Consider the following 17,388-nt stretch of genomic DNA (forward strand, 5'->3'; position numbering starts at 1 on the left):
GTGTTTGTTAGGTTTCTGTTGGAGTCTGGCAATGCCGTTACGCGAAGAGTGTCTGTGGGAAAAGCTCACGCCACAAAGGCCGGATAACACCGCGCTCAAAGGCGAAGTCAAAGTCGATGTCTGCGTGATCGGCGCCGGGTTCACCGGTTTGTCGGCGGCGCTGCATCTGTTGGAAAAAGGCAAAAGCGTCTGCGTGCTGGAAGCTCATCGCGCCGGTCACGGTGGTTCCGGACGCAACGTCGGGCTGGTCAACGCCGGCATGTGGATTCCGCCGGACGAGATCGAAGCCGGCTTCGGCGAAGCGGTCGGCAGTCAGCTCAATCGTATGCTCGGGGCCGCGCCGGCGCTGGTGTTCAGCCTTGTGGATAAATACAACATCGATTGCCAGTTGCGCCGCGAAGGCACGCTGCACATGGCGCACAACGCCAAGGGCGAGGCGGATCTGCGCAGTCGTGAACAGCAATGGAAACGCCGTGGTGCGCCGGTCGAATTGCTCACCGGCAAGGCCTGCGAGCAAGCCACCGGCACGCAAAAAATCGCTGCTGCGTTGCTCGACCGTCGCGCCGGCACGCTCAACCCGATGGCTTATGTCACCGGGCTGGCCAACGCGGTAAGCGGTCTCGGCGGGCAAATGTTCGATCATTCGCCGGTCACTCGCCTCGAACGTCAGGGCTCGAACTGGTCAGTGCAAACCGAGCACGGTTCAGTAATGGCCGAACAAGTGGTCATCGCCTCCAACGCCTACACCGAAGGTGACTGGACCGAACTCAAGCGCAACTTCTTCCCCGGTTACTACTATCAGGTCGCTTCGGTGCCGCTGACCGAGGACGCCGCGCAGCAAATTCTCCCGGGCGGGCAGGGTTCATGGGATACCCGTCAGGTGCTGAGCAGCATCCGTCGCGACAAAGAAGGGCGCTTGTTGCTCGGCAGCCTCGGCAATGGCAATCAGAAACCGACGTGGTTTCTCAAGGCCTGGGCCGACCGCGTGCAGCAGCATTACTTCCCCAATCTGAAACCCGTCGAGTGGGAATGCACCTGGACCGGGCGCATCGCTTTCACGCCCGATCACCTCATGCGCCTGTTCGAACCGGCGCCGGGACTGGTGGCCGTCACCGGTTACAACGGTCGTGGCGTCACGACTGGCACCGTGGTCGGCAAAGCCTTCGCCGACTATCTGTGTCACGGCGACCCTCAAGCTTTGCCGATTCCCTTCGCACCGATGCAGCCCTTGGCGGGTGTGGGCTTGCGCAGTTGCCTGTACGAGGCCGGGTTCTCGCTGTATCACGCGGGCCAGTGCCTGCGCATTGTCATTTGAGTGTTGAAATATGTTGCCGGAAGCGGCGCTTTTCGATGCAGCGACTAGCCTGTAATGGTGCGGGTTGTAGCAGTCCCGCACCAGCAGTGTGCAGTTCGGTGACGCCGGGCTGTTACAGGCTGGTTGCACGTCGTTTGGCGCCGCGGTTGCAATGATGGCGCGTGCGGGTTGCGCCTGAAAAAATAAAAGGTTTCACCTTCCGCGGTTTAGACGGTTGCACGCCCAATGAAAATGGGAACGAAACAGTCGAAATAACAAGAAAGCAGCGACTTTTTGAAGAATAAAAAACCGATGGCACGGCCCTTGCTCAGAGCATTCAGTGAAGTGAAGTCGCAGTGCCAACTAAAAAAAACCTTGGAGCACCACCTCATGTCCCAGACGTTTTACAAGAAAGGCTTTCTGGCCCTCGCAGTGGCTACTGCGTTGGGTGTTTCTGCGTTTGCTCAAGCTGATGTGAAAATCGGTGTAGCGGGTCCAATGACTGGCGCCAACGCGGCATTTGGCGAGCAGTACATGAAGGGTGCACAGGCAGCGGCTGACGCAGTCAACGCGGCGGGCGGCGTCAACGGGGAAAAAATCGTACTGGTCAAGGGCGATGACGCCTGCGAGCCGAAGCAGGCCGTGACGGTCGCCAAGGACCTCACCAACCAGAAAGTCGCCGGCGTGGTCGGTCACTTCTGCTCCTCTTCGACCATTCCAGCGTCGGAAATCTACGACGAAGCCGGGATCATCGCGATCACCCCGGGTTCGACCAACCCGCAAGTCACCGAGCGCGGCCTCAGCGCCATGTTCCGTATGTGCGGGCGTGACGACCAGCAAGGCATCGTGGCCGGCGACTACATCGTCGACGTGCTCAAGGGCAAGAAAGTCGTCGTACTGCACGATAAGGACACCTACGGCCAAGGCCTGGCGGATGCCACCAAGGCACAACTGGTCAAGCGCGGCGTAACGCCTGTGTTGTACGAAGGCCTGACCCGTGGTGAAAAAGACTTCAGCACCATCGTCACCAAGATCCGTGGCGCCGGCGCCGACGTCGTCTACTTCGGCGGTCTGCACCCGGAGGCCGGTCCGCTGGTTCGCCAGCTGCGTGAACAAGGCCTGAAAGACGTCAAGTTCATGTCCGATGACGGCATCGTGACTGACGAGCTGGTGACCACCGCCGGTGGCCCGCAATTCACCGATGGCGTGCTGATGACCTTCGGCGCCGACCCGCGTCTGTTACCTGAGAGCAAGACCGTAGTGGACGCATTCCGCAAGGCTGGTACCGAGCCTGAGGGCTACACCCTGTATGCCTACGCTTCGGTGCAGACCCTGGCTGCCGCGTTCAACGGCGCGAAGTCCAACAAGGGCGAAGAGGCTGCGGCCTGGCTGAAGAAAAATCCGGTGAAAACCGTCATGGGCGAAAAAACCTGGGACTCCAAGGGCGACCTGAAAGTCTCCGACTACGTGGTTTACCAGTGGGACAAGGACGGCAAATATCACCAGCTGGAAAAACAGAAGTAAGGGCTGACGCGATCGGCTGATCCGCACCGATCCAATGTGCGAGCGAGCCTGCTCGCGAAGACGGAATGACTGCCAACACATGTGTTGAATGATCGACCGCATTCGCGAGCAGGCTCGCTCCCACAGGAGCGGTGCGGGTCGGCTGATCGTGGCTGACATTGCTCCGACGTAAATCTGTATTTTTCCTAGAAGAACCGCACACCACAGGTGTGCAGGTTCTCACTGCGTGAGATTGCGTTATGGATGGTATTTTCCTGCAGCAACTGGTCAACGGCCTGACCCTCGGGTCGGTCTATGGCCTGATCGCCATCGGCTACACAATGGTCTACGGCATCATCGGCATGATCAACTTCGCCCACGGCGAGGTTTACATGATTTCTGCTTACCTGGCGGCAATCAGTCTGGCTCTGCTGGCGTACTTCGGTATTGAATCCTTCCCGCTGCTGATGCTCGGCACGCTGATTTTCACCATCGTGATCACGGCGGTGTATGGCTGGGTCATCGAGCGAGTCGCTTACAAACCCCTGCGCAACTCCACCCGACTGGCCCCGTTGATCAGCGCCATCGGCATCTCCCTGATCCTGCAAAACTACGCACAGATCGCTCAAGGCGCCAAGCAACAGGGCGTGCCAACCCTGTTGAGCGGGGCATGGCGTGTCGAAGTCGGTACTGGCTTCGTGCAACTGACCTACACCAAAGTCTTCATTCTGGTGGCCGCGTTCGTCGGTATGGGCCTGCTGACCTACGTCATCAAGTACACCAAGCTCGGACGCATGTGCCGTGCGACCCAGCAAGACCGCAAGATGGCTTCGATCCTCGGCATCAATACCGACCGGGTCATTTCCTATGTGTTCATCATCGGTGCAGCCATGGCGGCGCTGGCCGGTGTATTGATCACCATGAACTACGGCACTTTCGACTTCTATGCCGGCTTCATTATCGGCATCAAGGCGTTCACCGCGGCGGTGCTTGGCGGGATCGGTTCACTGCCTGGGGCAATGCTCGGCGGGATCATCCTCGGCATTTCCGAGTCGCTGTTCTCCGGTCTGGTCAACTCCGACTACAAAGACGTGTTCAGCTTCTCGCTGCTCGTACTTGTTCTGGTCTTCCGGCCGCAGGGCCTGTTGGGCCGTCCTCTTGTGTCGAAGGTGTAAGCGATGTCTTCAACCACTCAAAAATCCATCGATATCAAAAAAAGCCTGGTTGAGGCGATTCTTGCCGGCCTGATTGCCCTGATCGTTTTCGGCCCGATTGTCGGTGTTGTGCTCGAGGGTTACAGTTTCAACCTCGAACCGACCCGCGTGGCCTGGATCATTGGCATTGTCATGATTGGCCGCTTTGCCCTCAGCCTGTTCCTGCAAACGCCCAAGGGCCTGAAAATTCTCGACGGATTCGAGAGCACCGGCTCTGGTGTGCACGTGCTGCCTGCCGATCACAAATCCTCGCTGCGCTGGATCATCCCGCTGCTGATTGTGCTGGCCGTCATCGTGCCGTTTGTCTCCAACTCCTATCTGCTCGGCGTGGTCATCCTCGGGTTGATCTACGTGCTGCTGGGGCTTGGGCTGAACATCGTAGTCGGTCTGGCCGGTCTGCTCGATCTGGGTTACGTCGCGTTCTACGCCATCGGCGCTTACGGTCTGGCGCTGGGTTATCAATACCTCGGTCTGGGTTTCTGGACGGTGCTGCCACTGGCGGCGATCACTGCCGGGCTGGCCGGGTGCATCCTCGGTTTCCCGGTGTTGCGTCTGCACGGCGACTACCTGGCGATCGTGACCCTGGGCTTCGGTGAAATCATTCGCCTGGTCCTCAATAACTGGTTGTCCCTGACTGGCGGCCCGAACGGCATGCCGGCGCCGCTGCCGACGTTCTTCGGTCTGGAGTTCGGCAAACGGGCGAAGGATGGCGGGGTGCCGTTTCATGAGTTCTTCGGTATCGCCTACAACCCGGACGTAAAGTACTACTTCATCTACGCGGTGTTGTTCCTCGTGGTGCTGGCCGTGCTGTACATCAAGCATCGTCTGGTGAAGATGCCGGTCGGCCGCGCCTGGGAAGCCTTGCGTGAAGATGAAATCGCCTGCCGCTCGATGGGCCTCAACCACGTGCTGGTCAAGCTTTCGGCGTTCACCATCGGTGCGTCGACCGCAGGTCTGGCCGGGGTGTTTTTCGCCACCTACCAAGGCTTCGTCAACCCGACCTCGTTCACCTTCTTCGAGTCGGCGCTGATCCTCGCCATCGTCGTACTCGGCGGTATGGGCTCGACCATCGGCGTGGTGATCGCTGCATTCGTACTCACCGTCGCCCCGGAATTGCTGCGTGGCTTCGCCGAATATCGCGTGCTGCTGTTCGGCATCCTGATGGTGTTGATGATGATCTGGCGACCACGCGGGCTGATTCGCATCAGCCGTACCGGGGTCACTCCACGCAAAGGTGCCATTCACTATGAGAGGACTGCGCCATGAGTGAAGTCGTACTCTCTGTTGAAAAACTGATGATGCATTTCGGTGGCATCAAGGCCTTGAGCGATGTCAGCCTGAAGGTCAAACGCAACTCGATTTTCGCCCTGATCGGCCCCAACGGCGCCGGCAAAACCACAGTGTTCAATTGCCTGACCGGGTTCTACAAAGCCTCGGGCGGCAAGATCGAACTCAATGTGCGCGGCCAGCAGACCAACGTCATCCAGTTGCTGGGCGAGTCGTTCAAACCGACGGATTTTGTCTCACCGAAATCTTTCCTCAGCCGCATGTACTACAAGATGTTCGGCGGTACGCACCTGGTAAACCGTGCAGGCCTGGCGCGAACCTTTCAGAACATTCGCCTGTTCAAGGAAATGTCGGTGCTGGAAAACCTGCTGGTGGCCCAGCACATGTGGGTCAACCGCAACATGCTCGCCGGCATCCTCAACACCAAGGGCTACCGCAAGGCCGAAAGTGACGCGCTGGACTGCGCGTTCTACTGGCTGGAAGTGGTCGATCTGGTGGACTGTGCCAACCGTCTCGCCGGTGAGCTTTCCTACGGTCAGCAACGCCGTCTGGAGATCGCCCGGGCCATGTGCACGCGGCCGCAGATCATCTGCCTCGACGAACCGGCCGCCGGCCTCAACCCTCAGGAAACCGAAGCGCTGAGCGCGATGATCCGGCTGCTGCGCGACGAGCACGATCTGACCGTGGTGCTGATCGAACACGACATGGGCATGGTTATGAGTATTTCCGATCACATCGTGGTGCTGGACCACGGCATCGTCATCGCCGAAGGCGGGCCTGAAGCGATCCGTAACGATCCGAAAGTGATCGCCGCCTACCTCGGCGCCGATGAAGAGGAAGTGGCATGACCCAACCGATCCTCGAACTGAAAGACCTCGACGTCTTCTACGGCCCGATCCAGGCGCTCAAAGGTGTTTCGCTGCAGATCAATGAAGGGGAAACCGTCAGCCTGATCGGCTCCAACGGCGCCGGCAAATCGACGTTGCTGATGTCGATCTTCGGTCAGCCACGGGCGGCAAGCGGGCAGATTCTTTATCAGGGCGTAGACATTACCCACAAGTCCTCGCACTACATCGCTTCCAACGGCATTGCGCAGTCGCCGGAAGGGCGGCGAGTGTTCCCTGACATGACCGTCGAGGAAAACCTGCTGATGGGCACCATCCCGATTGGTGACAAGTACGCCAAAGAGGACATGCAGCGGATGTTCGAGCTGTTCCCTCGGCTTGAAGAGCGGCGCACGCAGCGGGCAATGACCATGTCCGGTGGCGAGCAGCAAATGCTCGCCATTGCCCGGGCGTTGATGAGTCGGCCGAAGCTGTTGCTGCTCGATGAGCCTAGCCTTGGGTTGGCGCCGATTGTGGTAAAGCAGATCTTCGCGACCCTGCGGGAACTGGCGAAAACCGGCATGACCATTTTCCTCGTCGAGCAGAACGCCAACCATGCGCTGAAGCTGTCGGACCGGGCGTATGTGATGGTCAACGGCGAGATTCGCCTGACAGGTACCGGTAAAGAGCTGCTGGTGAACGAGGAGGTGCGTAACGCCTATCTGGGCGGGCACTGATTCTTCATAAGTTGTCCACAAACCCCGACACGCAAATGTCGGGGTTTTTTTATCTCTCATAGCCACCGCAAAACCCTGTAGGAGTGAGCCTGCTCGCGATCGCGGTTTCCCATTCGCCATCATCGGTGGCTGGTGCACCGGTATCGCGAGCAGGCTCACTCCTACAGTTGATCTGCGCCAGAATCCAGAATTGTGGAAAACAAATTCTCCAAGCTGCCAAAGCGCGACATATAGACGCTGCAAATGGCTGTTTTTGCACAGTTTTGACTTGTCCCCGGTTACTGTGGAGCTGGCTGTGAATAACGTGGGTGTATCTAGTTGCAGGCCTTGTAATCCGTGGCTTGCAAGTGTGTGGTTGTTTTTTGATCAGGTGTTTTTGCTGAGGCTGAAGGCGTCGTTGTCAACCTTTTTCTAGGCATCGCCTCTTAGGCAATTCGACGTGAACAGGCCTGTGGATAAGTCTGTGATTAAACTCTGGAAAGACTGCGCTGAGGGCCGTAATTGCTGGCCTCGCGCAATCACTGTGCTGACTGACCTGTCGTGCAAAATGCCATGTCCCGCACATCCGCCACTTCAGGGTCAAGCAAAAAACTTTCTATTTCGCCCGAAAAGCCTTGTGTGGCGCGGCTTTGCGCGATAGTACTTGCCCCCGGAAACTGTGGAAGGGGCTGTGGATAACATGCGTGCACATGGCTACAGGCCACGGCGGCTATGGCGCCGGCGGGGTTGGTTGTTTTTTGTACACTTTGTAGCAGTTGCCCGTGAGTGCCGGGCCGGGCATGCTGCCTGCTGATTTTCTATTCCAAGGGCTGCCCCGGCGGCCGAAGCAAGGAGAACACGATGTCCAACACCCTGTTTATCACCGGCGCGACGTCCGGATTTGGTGAAGCCTGTGCCCGCCGTTTTGCCGAGGCTGGCTGGAAACTGGTGCTGACCGGTCGTCGTGAAGAACGCCTCAATGCGCTGTGCGCCGAGCTGTCGAAGCAGACCGAAGTGCATGGTCTGGTGCTCGATGTGCGTGATCGCAAGGCGATGGAGGAGGCGATTGCCAACTTGCCGCCATCGTTCGCCAAGCTGCGTGGCCTGATCAACAACGCAGGTTTAGCGCTGGGCGTGGACCCGGCGCCGAAGTGCGATCTGGACGATTGGGACACCATGGTCGACACCAACGTCAAAGGCCTGATGTACGCAACCCGCCTGCTGCTGCCGCGCCTGATCGCCCACGGCCGTGGCGCCGGCATCGTCAACCTTGGCTCCATCGCCGGCAACTATCCGTATCCGGGCAGCCATGTGTATGGCGCGACCAAGGCGTTCGTTAAACAGTTCTCGCTGAACCTGCGTTGCGACTTGCAGGGCACCGGCGTGCGGGTCAGCAACATTGAGCCTGGGCTGTGTGAAAGCGAGTTCTCGCTGGTGCGTTTTGCTGGCGATCAGGAGCGTTACAACGCGACCTACGCGGGTGCCGAGCCGATCCAGCCGCAGGACATCGCCGAGACGATTTTCTGGGTGATGAATGCGCCGGCGCACATCAACATCAACAGCCTCGAGTTGATGCCGGTGAGCCAGACCTGGGCCGGTTTTGCCATCGAGCGGAACAAGGCTTAAGACCGCGTTGAAGCCCTTCGCGAGCAGGCTCGCTCCCACATTGGAATGCATTTCAAAGTGGGAGCGAGCCTGCTCGCGAAGGGGGCAAATCGGCCAAAACAGGGCGATAAGGTAAACTCCCCTCGCAACAACCTAACCGCACCCCGCGGTTTTCAAGGTTTTTCGAGGAGTCAAAGTGAGTAACCGAGGTGAGCAGGCACTGCTCAAACAATCGACCATTCTGATGTTGGCTGTGGCGATTGCCGGGATCGTCACCGGTTTTGTTTCAGGTTCGCAATCCATCCTGTTCGATGGTTTTTTCTCGCTGATCGCAACGTTCATCAAAGTTCTGATGCTGATCACTGCCAAGCTGATCGCCAAGGAAAGCAATCACCGTTTCCAGTTCGGTTTCTGGCATCTGGAGCCGATGGTGCTGCTGATCGAAGGCAGCTTCCTGATGTTGATCGCGATCTACGCGTTCCTCAACGGCGTGTTCGGCATCATCAACGGTGGCCGCGAGATCGAGTTGGGCCTGGTGATCATTTATGCGGCGGTGTTTACCGTTGTCGAGTTCGCCTACTTCTTCTACGTCCGGCAGCGTAACCGCAAGCTCAAATCCAGCCTGATCCAGTTCGACAACATCAGTTGGCTGGTGGACGCGATGCTGTCCGTGGGCTTGTTGATCAGTTTCCTCGCGGCGCTGCTGCTCAAGTCCCAGGGTTATGGTCAGTGGGCGGTGTATGTCGACCCGTTGATCCTGATCGTACTGGCGCTGACCATGTTGCCGCCGGCGTTCAAGATCCTTGGGCCGGCGCTGCGCGATGTCTTGGGGATCGCCCCGGACACGCTGGATGATCAGGTGCGCCAGGTGATGGAGGCGGCGAAAACCGAGCATGGTTTCGACGATTACGTGTCGTACGTGCAGAAGCACGGGCGGGCACGGTTTATCGAAATTCATGTGGTGTTGCCGGCGGATTATGCGTTGAGCAATGTCGGACAGCTGGATGCGTTACGCGAAGAGATTTCGGCGAAGCTGGGCAAGCCGGATGCGGCGCGCTGGTTGACCATCAGCTTTACCGGGGACAAGAAATGGATCGCTTAGAGACCGCATAACGGCCATTCGCGAGCAGGCTCGCTCCCACATTGAATTGCGCTGAACACACTATTTGTGAGCCGCACAATCAACTGTGGGAGCGAGCCTGCTCGCGAAAGCGATCTATAAATCAGCGAAGATATTCAGCCAGACCGTGGTAACAAGTCGCCAAGTGATAAGGCGTAGTCGAAGGCATGTCCTTACGGCTCACCTCTCCCAATTCATCCCGGCACTCATGCCAGCCACCGGCATGCAGAAACCGCTGCTGCAACGCCTGCAACTGGCGCAGCACCACCGCTTCACTGCCCTGACGCAAGGTCAGCGCGCGCAGATATTCCGCCTGAGCCCAGATCCGCTGAGTCGAGTCTCGCGGGCGTCCGTCCATTTCCAGATCGAGCATCGCCCGCACCGCGCCGGATGGCTGCACCACACCGTATTGCTCGGTGAAGGCAAACGCCCGGTCGAGCGCCGCGTGCAGTTTCGAACCCCGCAGCAACGCTGACGATTCCAGCAGGAAATACCATTCGAATTGATGCCCAGGCTCATACCAGTTATCCACAGCCCCGAGCGGTTTTTCCATCAACACGCCATATTGCGGATCGACGAACTGCTTGTGCATGGCTGTGCATAACTCCAGCAATGCCTGCTGCGTCTGTACATCTTCACGAACCGCCAGGGTGGCGAGAAACGCTTCGGCCAGATGCATCAACGGATTTTGCAGCGGACCGGTCTGCAGGGTGATCCAGTCGCGCTCCAGGCAGGCTTCGTACAAGCCATCACCGGTGGCAAAGCGCCGGCCAATGATTTCCAGCGCCGCATTCAACGTCGACTCGACCAGCGGATCGCCGGACTTTGCCCAGTAATGCGCGCAGGCAAACAGGATGAAGGCGTGGGTGTAGAGGTCTTTGCGCTGATCCAGCGGCTTGCCTTGTGCGTCGATGCTGTAGAACCAGCCGCCGTGTTTGGCATCATGGAAGTGCCGTTGCAGCGAGCGGAACAGCGCCGCGGCGCGGACTTCAGCGTTATCCACAACCCCGATCAGACTGGAAAACAGATACAGCTGCCGCGCGCAGGCCATCGCCCGGTAGCGCTGCGGTGGCAGCGGTTGGTGCGCGGCGTCCAGCGCCTCAAAGGGCAGCGCCATGTCGGCGTTCCAGCCCGGGCCTTGCCAGAGGGGCACGATCACATTGACGAAGTGCTGTTGCACATCATCGAACAGGGCGGTCAATTCGGGCAGGGCGGTGGAGCGGGAAGCGTGGGGCATGGGCGGACGTCGTCACGGCTGGGGCGATTGCGCGACATGGTAGCAGAGAGACCGGCCTGAGCGATGTGGTGTCTGTCAGTCCGCCTTCGCGAGCAGGCTCGCTCCCACAGTGGATTTGCAGCGTATACAAAACCTGTGGGAGCGAGCCTGCTCGCGAAAGGGCAGTTCAGGCGATAGAGATCAGCCGGCCAGCAACCAGGCCCCAGTCACTGCCGAAGCCGCTCCGGCCAACCGCACCAACGGTGCAGCCGCCCGAGGTAGAAAACGCACCACCGCATAACCAGCGGCATGCAATGCAGCCGTCGCGGCGACAAAACCCGCCGCATACGCCCAAGGATTGCTCATGTCCGGCAACTCCAGCCCATGCGCCACACCGTGGAACAACGCAAACACCGCCGTCGCCACCACCGCCATGACCAACGGCGGACGCACCGCCAGCGCTACCGCCAGACCCAACGCCAGCACCGACGCAGCAATCCCGCTTTCCAGCGCCGGCAATTGCAGCCCTTCAAAACCGAGCATGCCGCCAATCAGCATGGTGCCGACAAACGTGCACGGCAGCGCCCAACGCGCCGCGCCTTGCTGCTGCGCCGCCCACAAACCGACTGCCACCATCGCCAGCAAATGGTCGAGGCCGCCGATCGGGTGGCTGATGCCGGCGATCAAGCCACTGTCGCCATGCCCCGGATGCGCGAAGGCCAGCGCCGGGGTCAGCAGCAGCGCCACAGCGCCAAGAATACGTTTGAGTGTCATGGATGAGCTTCCTTGTTGATCAGTGAATCAGGCTGCGGTCAGCAGGCCCTGGCGTTCGATGAAGGCGATGATTTGCTCAAGGCCCTGACCGGTTTTCTGGTTGCTGAAGACGAACGGCTTGCCGTTGCGCATGCGTTTGGTGTCGCTGTCCATCATCTCCAGCGAGGCGCCCACCAGCGGCGCCAGGTCGATCTTGTTGATCACCAGCAGGTCGGATTTGCAAATGCCCGGCCCGCCCTTGCGCGGCAGCTTGTCGCCGGCCGAGACGTCGATCACGTAGATGGTCAGGTCGGACAGCTCCGGGCTGAAGGTCGCTGAGAGGTTGTCGCCGCCGGATTCCACCAGAATCAGATCCAGCCCCGGAAAACGCCGGTTCAGTTGATCGACCGCTTCCAGGTTGATCGAGGCGTCTTCACGGATCGCCGTGTGCGGGCAGCCACCGGTTTCCACGCCGATGATCCGCTCGGGCGCGAGGGCTTCATTGCGCACGAGAAAATCGGCGTCTTCGCGGGTGTAGATGTCGTTGGTGACCACGGCGAGGTTGTAGCGCTCGCGCAAGGCCAGGCACAAGGCCAGGGTCAACGCGGTTTTGCCAGAACCGACCGGGCCGCCGATGCCGACGCGCAGAGGTTGTGTGTTCATTAATGTTTCTCCTAGGAGCGAAAGAGGCGGCTGTACTGGCGCTCGTGGGCCATGCACGCCAGGGACAGGCCGAACGCGGCGCTGCCCATGTGTTCGGGGTTGATTCGGCTCGCATCCTGCTGCGCTTGTTGCAGCAGCGGCAGCAGTTCGCTGGTCAGGCGTTGCGCGGCTTGCTGACCCAGCGGCAGGGTTTTCATCAGTACGGCGAGCTGGTTTTCCAGCCAGCTCCACAGCCACGCGGCGAGGGCGTCCTGTGGGTTGATGCCCCAGGCGCGCGCGGCCAGCGCCCAGCACAGAGCCAGGTGCGGTTCTGAACATTGATCGAGAAAGTCGCGGGCGGGCGTGTCGAGTTCAGGCAAACCATTGAGCAATTGCTGCAACGAATAGCCCATCTGCCGGCTCTCCAGATGCAACTCGCGAGTCTCGCGGCTGGCGCGGTGGCTTTCGCAGAGGATCAGCAACTCGCTCCAGTTTTCATCCGCCGCCGCCTGACAATGCGCGAGCAACAGCGGCGCTTCAAAACGCGAAAGATTGAGCAGCAACTGATCGCTGATCCAGCGGCGGGCGTCGTCCGGTTTTTTCACCCGGCCGTTATCCACAGCCATTTCCAGGCCTTGCGAATAGCTGTAGCCGCCAATCGGCAGTTGCGGACTGGCCAGGCGCAGCAGCGCCCAGGCCGGATTCACAGGCGTACGCCGAACTGATGGAGTTTCGGCGCGTAATTGAAGTCTTCGTCGCCGTGTCGGGAATGGTGATGGCCGCCGCCGTAGGCACCGTGTTCCGGCTGGAACGGTGCTTCAATGGCTTTGACCTGGGCGCCAAGCTGTTCGAGCATCGCTTTGAGGACGTAATCGTCGAGCAGACGCAACCAGCCATCGCCAACTTGCAGGGCGACGTGGCGATTACCCAGGTGATAAGCCGCGCGGGTCAGTTCGAAGGCGTTGGCGCAGGTGACGTGCAGCAATTGCTCGGGGCGGGCGCAGACGCGGACGATGCGGCCGTCTTCGGCTTGCAGGCACTCGCCATCAAACAGTGGCGGCTGACCGCGCTCCAAAAACAACCCGACGTCTTCGCCCTCGGCACTGAAACAGCGCAAACGGCTTTTGCTCCGCGCTTCGAAGGTCAGGTGCAACTCGGCGGCCCAGACGGGTTGAGGGTCGATTCTGCGGTGAATCACCAGCATCGGAAAACTTCCAGCTATGGACAATGATTGGTCTAGAGCAAGGGCCTTGCCAATCGGACGAGATGTAGGAAATCCCTGTCGGAGCGTAGTGGATGTTTCAAGATGTTGCGGGAATATGAAAGGTTTTGGTGCGTGAAGACTTTTTTATGCACCAAATGGAGGCCGTGACGCCGCACCTTTGTAGGAGTGAGCCTGCTCGCGATAGCGGAGTGTCAGTCAGCAAATATGTAGCTGATAAACCGCTATCGCGAGCAGGCTCACTCCTACAGGGGGACCGGAGGTATCAGTAAGGAAGAGTTGTTACTCGGTACTGCCCAGGCCTTGCCAATGCTTGAGCCCGATAAAGATAAAGCGCAGTTGCTGGGTGATCTTCGCCTGCGGCGTCAGATGCTCCGGCAGGGCTTCGGCGGGCGGGTCGATGATGTCGGGGAGGGTGGCAAACACCGATTTGACGATCAGATCTGCCATCACGCTCAGGCCCTCGGCGTCCAGATGCTGAAGCTTGGGCATCATCGTCAGATCGGCAGCCAGGTCGGAACTGATGTTCTCGCGCAAGCGCCCGATCGCTTGGCGCACGGGCAGCGAGCCGCCGTACTGCTCACGAGCGAGAAACAGGAATTGCGAGCGATTGGCGCTGACCACGTCGAGGAAGATCCGCACCGAAGCATCGATAATGCCGCCCATGACGAATTCGTTGTGCCGTACCAGGCGAATGGTTTCGCGGAAGGTCTGGCCGACTTCGCTGACCAGCACCAGGCCCAGCTCATCCATATCGGCGAAATGCCGGTAGAAACCGGTGGGCACGATTCCGGCGGTTTTGGTTACTTCGCGCAGGCTCAGGCTGCCGAATCCTCGGCCGCTTTCCATCAAGTGGCGGGCAGCGTCCATCAGGGCGTTGCGGGTCTGTTGTTTCTGTTCGGCGCGGGGCAGCATCGCAGGGTGTGTTCTATGGCAGGACAAGCGCCGCACTCTAGCAAATCGGCTTTGTCGGCGTCGAACGGGAGGAGGTGGGGCGAAAGGTTTTACCGGGTCAGAAAAGTCAAAAGCCCAATCCGTTGATTGGGCTTTTTTTCCAGGCCGCCATGGGCTTAGCTCAATTTGCTGTTGCGTTCGATCACACGGTCACCACCACCTTCGGCGAGGGTTTGACCTTGTGGAGTGCGGTCGCCGCCATCAGAAGCCAGGGTTTGGCCTTGTGGAGTGCGGTCGCTACCATCGGACGCCAAGGTTTGACCCTGTGGAGTGCGGTCGCCACCGTCAGAAGCCAAGGTCTGGCCTTGTGGAGTCTTGTCGTAGCCGTCCTGAACCAGACCTTTCTCTTCCAGGCGATCACGGCCACCTTCAGCCAGAGTCTGACCTTGTGGGGTACGGTCCGAACCATCAGCTGCTATGGTTTGGCTGAATACCGAGTGGCTGGATTTCACTTGCGGAGTAGCCTGATCGGCAGCGGGCAGGGCGAAAGCAGTGCTGGCTAGCATCGACAGGGTAAGGCTGAGCAGTAATTGGCGTTTCATGATGGGTTGCTCCTTGGGAGGGCGATAAAGTGGGTACGAGGGCAATGCTACTCTCGATAAGTCGATATAAAAGTTCATAAACGCAATGGTAATAATCAACAGAATTGATTGTTCTGCCGGGAGGCTCTAGATCGCGGCTTTGCGGGCGACGGTTTTGCACCGGAGTGGGTATTTCCGACTCACTCGCGCCTCGCAAAAGTGCGGGTCGCGGTAACACTGTTCGACTGATCGGTCAGATTTCGCGCGACTTTTTGCGCGGTAATCGGCCTTTCGATTAAACCTGCGGCTGGTTTGCCAGTCGTAGATTTCATGAGGGCCGCTTTGGCCCGCCGTTTCAGCCGTGCGCCGCAGTCTTTGCGTGCGGTCGTGATCAGGAGCTTTGTGCATGACGCGCACTGGAAAAATCTTCAGCTGGACCTTCGCCATCCTCGTGCTGCTACTGGCCGTGCTGGTATTGATCATCGTGTTCTTCGACTGGAACCGGATCAAACCGCCGCTCAACGCCAAAGTCTCGGAAGAACTGCACCGACCGTTTGCCATCAATGGCAACCTCGCGGTGATCTGGCAGCGCGAGCCGGACGAGGGTGGCTGGCGTGCGTGGGTGCCGTGGCCGCATGTGGTCGCTGAGGATTTGAGCCTGGGCAACCCGGACTGGTCGAAAAAACCGCAAATGGTCACGCTCAAGCGCGTTGAGCTGCGTATCTCGCCATTGGCGCTGTTGGCGCAACGGGTGGTGATTCCGCGCATCGACCTGACCGAACCGAATGCCGAGTTGCAGCGTCTGGCCGATGGCCGCGCCAACTGGACATTCAAGTTCGACCCGAAAGATCCGAATGCCGAGCCGTCGAATTGGGTGGTTGATATTGGCGCCATCGGGTTCGACAAGGGCCACGTCACTCTCGACGACCAGACGCTCAAAACCAATCTTGATGTGCTGATCGATCCGCTGGGCAAGCCGATTCCCTACAGCGACATCGTCGGTGCCAAAGCGGCGAAAACCGCGCAGGACAAGGGCGGCTCACCGCAGGATTATGCGTTTGCTCTGAAGGTCAAAGGCCAATACCACGGCCAGAACCTCACAGGCCAAGGCAAGATCGGCGGTCTGCTCGCCTTGCAGGACGCGAGCAAGCCATTCCCGCTGCAGGCTCAGGCGAAGATTGGCGACACCCGCATCGAACTGGCCGGCACGCTGACCGATCCACTGAACCTAGGCGCCCTTGATCTGCGCCTGAAACTGGCCGGTGCCAGCCTCGGCAATCTTTATCCGCTGACTGGGGTGACACTGCCGGACACACCGCCGTACGCCACCGACGGCCATTTGATTGCCAAGCTGCACGACGAGGCCGGGGCGAAATTCACCTACGAGCAGTTCAACGGCAAGATCGGCAGCAGTGATATCCATGGCGACCTGACCTACGTCGCCAGCCAGCCACGGCCAAAACTCAGCGGCGCGTTGCTCTCCAATCAACTGCTGTTCGCCGATCTCGCACCACTGATCGGCGCCGACTCCAATGACAAACAAAAGGCTCGCGGCGGCGATAGCAAACAGCCGGCCGATAAAGTGCTGCCGGTGGAAGAGTTCAAGACCGATCGCTGGCGCGCGATGGACGCCGACGTCGAGTTCACCGGCAAGCGCATCGTCCACAGCGAGAAACTGCCGTTCAACGACCTCTATACCCACCTGAAACTCAACGATGGCGAACTGAGCCTGGAGCCGCTGCGCTTCGGTGTGGCGGGCGGCAATCTTGATGCACAGATTCGCCTCAACGGTCGCACCGAGCCGCTGGAAGGTCGCGCCAAACTGACCGCGCGCCGCTTCAAACTCAAAGAGTTGTTCCCGACCTTTGAACCGATGAAGACCAGTTTCGGTGAGCTCAATGGCGACGCCGATATCACTGGGCGCGGCAACTCGGTGGCCAAGCTGCTGGGTGGGGCCAATGGCAAATTGAAGATGCTGATCAACGATGGCGCGATCAGCCGTGAGCTGATGGAACTGGCCGGGCTCAACGTCGGCAACTATGTGGTCGGCAAGATCTTTGGCGACAAGGAAGTGAAGATCAACTGCGCAGCGGCGGACTTCGACATCAAGAGCGGTCTGGCCACCACGCAGTTGTTTGTCTTCGATACCGAGAACGCGATCATTTACATCGACGGCACGGCGAACATGGCCACCGAGCAACTGGATCTGACCGTGACGCCGGAATCCAAGGGCTGGCGGTTGATTTCCCTGCGCTCGCCGCTGTACGTGCGTGGCAAGTTCATCAAGCCGGATGCGGGTGTGAAGGCTGTGCCGCTGATGTTGCGCGGGGCGGGGATGGTGGCGCTGGGCGTGATCGCAGCGCCAGCGGCGGGGCTGTTGGCGCTGGTAGCGCCGAGTGGTGGCGAGCCGAATCAGTGTGCGCCGTTGCTGGAGCAGATGAAGGCGGGCAAGGCGCCGGTTACCGTCAAACCCACTAAATAGTCGGTGCCCGTAAGGGCCCCTTCGCGAGCAGGCTC

Annotated in this window: 16 protein-coding genes; 9 read left to right on the forward strand and 7 right to left on the reverse strand. The window is 59.5% G+C overall.

What is annotated here, in order from left to right; translation table 11 throughout:
* Positions 1-31: 31 nt before the first annotated feature.
* From amaA to CCX46_RS02905, 8 genes are all read left to right on the forward strand, one after another.
* Positions 32-1,315, forward strand: a complete 1,284-nt coding sequence (amaA, locus tag CCX46_RS02865) for an L-pipecolate oxidase (RefSeq protein ID WP_127925632.1) — start codon at positions 32-34, stop codon at positions 1,313-1,315.
* 369 nt (positions 1,316-1,684) lie between these two features.
* Positions 1,685-2,818, forward strand: a complete 1,134-nt coding sequence (locus tag CCX46_RS02870; protein WP_038360427.1) for an ABC transporter substrate-binding protein — start codon at positions 1,685-1,687, stop codon at positions 2,816-2,818.
* Between the two features lie 239 nt (positions 2,819-3,057).
* On the forward strand, positions 3,058-3,972 hold the full coding sequence (locus CCX46_RS02875) for an ABC transporter permease subunit (protein WP_034151619.1): 915 nt from the start codon (positions 3,058-3,060) through the stop codon (positions 3,970-3,972).
* A gap of 3 nt (positions 3,973-3,975) precedes the next feature.
* Entirely contained in the window at positions 3,976-5,277 is a 1,302-nt protein-coding gene (livM, locus tag CCX46_RS02880; protein ID WP_095047315.1) for a high-affinity branched-chain amino acid ABC transporter permease LivM, read from the forward strand.
* A complete protein-coding gene (locus tag CCX46_RS02885; RefSeq protein ID WP_127925633.1) occupies positions 5,274-6,146 on the forward strand; it encodes an ABC transporter ATP-binding protein in 873 nt (290 codons plus the stop codon). The genes livM and CCX46_RS02885 overlap by 4 nt, the downstream gene beginning before the upstream one ends.
* Positions 6,143-6,859 (forward strand): ABC transporter ATP-binding protein, encoded by a 717-nt coding sequence (locus CCX46_RS02890; RefSeq protein ID WP_116031847.1) that lies wholly within the window; start codon positions 6,143-6,145, stop codon positions 6,857-6,859. The genes CCX46_RS02885 and CCX46_RS02890 overlap by 4 nt, the downstream gene beginning before the upstream one ends.
* 840 nt (positions 6,860-7,699) lie before the next feature.
* Positions 7,700-8,464, forward strand: coding sequence for an SDR family oxidoreductase (locus CCX46_RS02900; RefSeq protein ID WP_007915905.1), 765 nt, complete (start codon positions 7,700-7,702; stop codon positions 8,462-8,464).
* A 175-nt stretch (positions 8,465-8,639) separates the two neighbouring features.
* The gene (locus tag CCX46_RS02905; RefSeq protein ID WP_127925634.1) at positions 8,640-9,545 is read left to right on the forward strand and encodes a cation diffusion facilitator family transporter; all 906 of its coding nucleotides are present in this window, start codon (positions 8,640-8,642) and stop codon (positions 9,543-9,545) included.
* Positions 9,546-9,666: 121 nt separating this feature from the next.
* On the opposite strand, the gene CCX46_RS02910 is transcribed toward CCX46_RS02905, so the two are convergent.
* The 7 genes from CCX46_RS02910 to CCX46_RS02940 form a co-directional block, all read right to left on the reverse strand.
* Positions 9,667-10,800 carry an AGE family epimerase/isomerase gene (locus CCX46_RS02910; RefSeq protein WP_127925635.1) on the reverse strand — a complete coding sequence of 378 codons (1,134 nt, stop codon included), beginning with the start codon at positions 10,798-10,800 and terminating at the stop codon, positions 9,667-9,669.
* A 180-nt stretch (positions 10,801-10,980) separates the two neighbouring features.
* Positions 10,981-11,553, reverse strand: a complete 573-nt coding sequence (locus CCX46_RS02915; RefSeq protein ID WP_127925636.1) for a HupE/UreJ family protein — start codon at positions 11,551-11,553, stop codon at positions 10,981-10,983.
* Positions 11,554-11,580: 27 nt separating this feature from the next.
* The gene (ureG, locus tag CCX46_RS02920) at positions 11,581-12,195 is read right to left on the reverse strand and encodes an urease accessory protein UreG (RefSeq protein ID WP_007915910.1); all 615 of its coding nucleotides are present in this window, start codon (positions 12,193-12,195) and stop codon (positions 11,581-11,583) included.
* A gap of 11 nt (positions 12,196-12,206) precedes the next feature.
* Positions 12,207-12,881 (reverse strand): urease accessory protein UreF, encoded by a 675-nt coding sequence (locus CCX46_RS02925; RefSeq protein WP_127925637.1) that lies wholly within the window; start codon positions 12,879-12,881, stop codon positions 12,207-12,209.
* On the reverse strand, positions 12,878-13,378 hold the full coding sequence (ureE, locus tag CCX46_RS02930) for an urease accessory protein UreE (RefSeq protein WP_127925638.1): 501 nt from the start codon (positions 13,376-13,378) through the stop codon (positions 12,878-12,880). Before ureE ends, CCX46_RS02925 begins: the two co-directional genes overlap by 4 nt.
* Positions 13,379-13,678: 300 nt before the next feature.
* Positions 13,679-14,311: a TetR family transcriptional regulator gene (locus CCX46_RS02935; protein WP_077570695.1), complete on the reverse strand. Its 633-nt coding sequence runs from the start codon at positions 14,309-14,311 to the stop codon at positions 13,679-13,681.
* Between the two features lie 155 nt (positions 14,312-14,466).
* Positions 14,467-14,892: a hypothetical protein gene (locus CCX46_RS02940; protein ID WP_127925639.1), complete on the reverse strand. Its 426-nt coding sequence runs from the start codon at positions 14,890-14,892 to the stop codon at positions 14,467-14,469.
* A gap of 385 nt (positions 14,893-15,277) precedes the next feature.
* Here CCX46_RS02940 and CCX46_RS02945 point away from each other — a divergent pair, with 385 nt between their 5' ends.
* On the forward strand, positions 15,278-17,353 hold the full coding sequence (locus CCX46_RS02945) for an AsmA family protein (RefSeq protein ID WP_127925640.1): 2,076 nt from the start codon (positions 15,278-15,280) through the stop codon (positions 17,351-17,353).
* Positions 17,354-17,388: the final 35 nt, after the last annotated feature.

Source organism: Pseudomonas sp. RU47 (genome assembly GCF_004011755.1).
Lineage (GTDB): Bacteria > Pseudomonadota > Gammaproteobacteria > Pseudomonadales > Pseudomonadaceae > Aquipseudomonas.

What these genes read in the sequence shown, in the direction of transcription:
- amaA (WP_127925632.1), top strand. Translation starts at nt 32, where the DNA reads ATGCCGTTACGCGAAGAGTGTCTGTGGGAAAAGCTCACGCCACAAAGG.
- CCX46_RS02870 (WP_038360427.1), top strand. Translation starts at nt 1,685, where the DNA reads ATGTCCCAGACGTTTTACAAGAAAGGCTTTCTGGCCCTCGCAGTGGCT.
- CCX46_RS02875 (WP_034151619.1), top strand. Translation starts at nt 3,058, where the DNA reads ATGGATGGTATTTTCCTGCAGCAACTGGTCAACGGCCTGACCCTCGGG.
- livM (WP_095047315.1), top strand. Translation starts at nt 3,976, where the DNA reads ATGTCTTCAACCACTCAAAAATCCATCGATATCAAAAAAAGCCTGGTT.
- CCX46_RS02885 (WP_127925633.1), top strand. Translation starts at nt 5,274, where the DNA reads ATGAGTGAAGTCGTACTCTCTGTTGAAAAACTGATGATGCATTTCGGT.
- CCX46_RS02890 (WP_116031847.1), top strand. Translation starts at nt 6,143, where the DNA reads ATGACCCAACCGATCCTCGAACTGAAAGACCTCGACGTCTTCTACGGC.
- CCX46_RS02900 (WP_007915905.1), top strand. Translation starts at nt 7,700, where the DNA reads ATGTCCAACACCCTGTTTATCACCGGCGCGACGTCCGGATTTGGTGAA.
- CCX46_RS02910 (WP_127925635.1), bottom strand. Translation starts at nt 10,800, where the DNA reads ATGCCCCACGCTTCCCGCTCCACCGCCCTGCCCGAATTGACCGCCCTG.
- CCX46_RS02915 (WP_127925636.1), bottom strand. Translation starts at nt 11,553, where the DNA reads ATGACACTCAAACGTATTCTTGGCGCTGTGGCGCTGCTGCTGACCCCG.
- ureG (WP_007915910.1), bottom strand. Translation starts at nt 12,195, where the DNA reads ATGAACACACAACCTCTGCGCGTCGGCATCGGCGGCCCGGTCGGTTCT.
- ureE (WP_127925638.1), bottom strand. Translation starts at nt 13,378, where the DNA reads ATGCTGGTGATTCACCGCAGAATCGACCCTCAACCCGTCTGGGCCGCC.
- CCX46_RS02935 (WP_077570695.1), bottom strand. Translation starts at nt 14,311, where the DNA reads ATGCTGCCCCGCGCCGAACAGAAACAACAGACCCGCAACGCCCTGATG.
- CCX46_RS02940 (WP_127925639.1), bottom strand. Translation starts at nt 14,892, where the DNA reads ATGAAACGCCAATTACTGCTCAGCCTTACCCTGTCGATGCTAGCCAGC.
- CCX46_RS02945 (WP_127925640.1), top strand. Translation starts at nt 15,278, where the DNA reads ATGACGCGCACTGGAAAAATCTTCAGCTGGACCTTCGCCATCCTCGTG.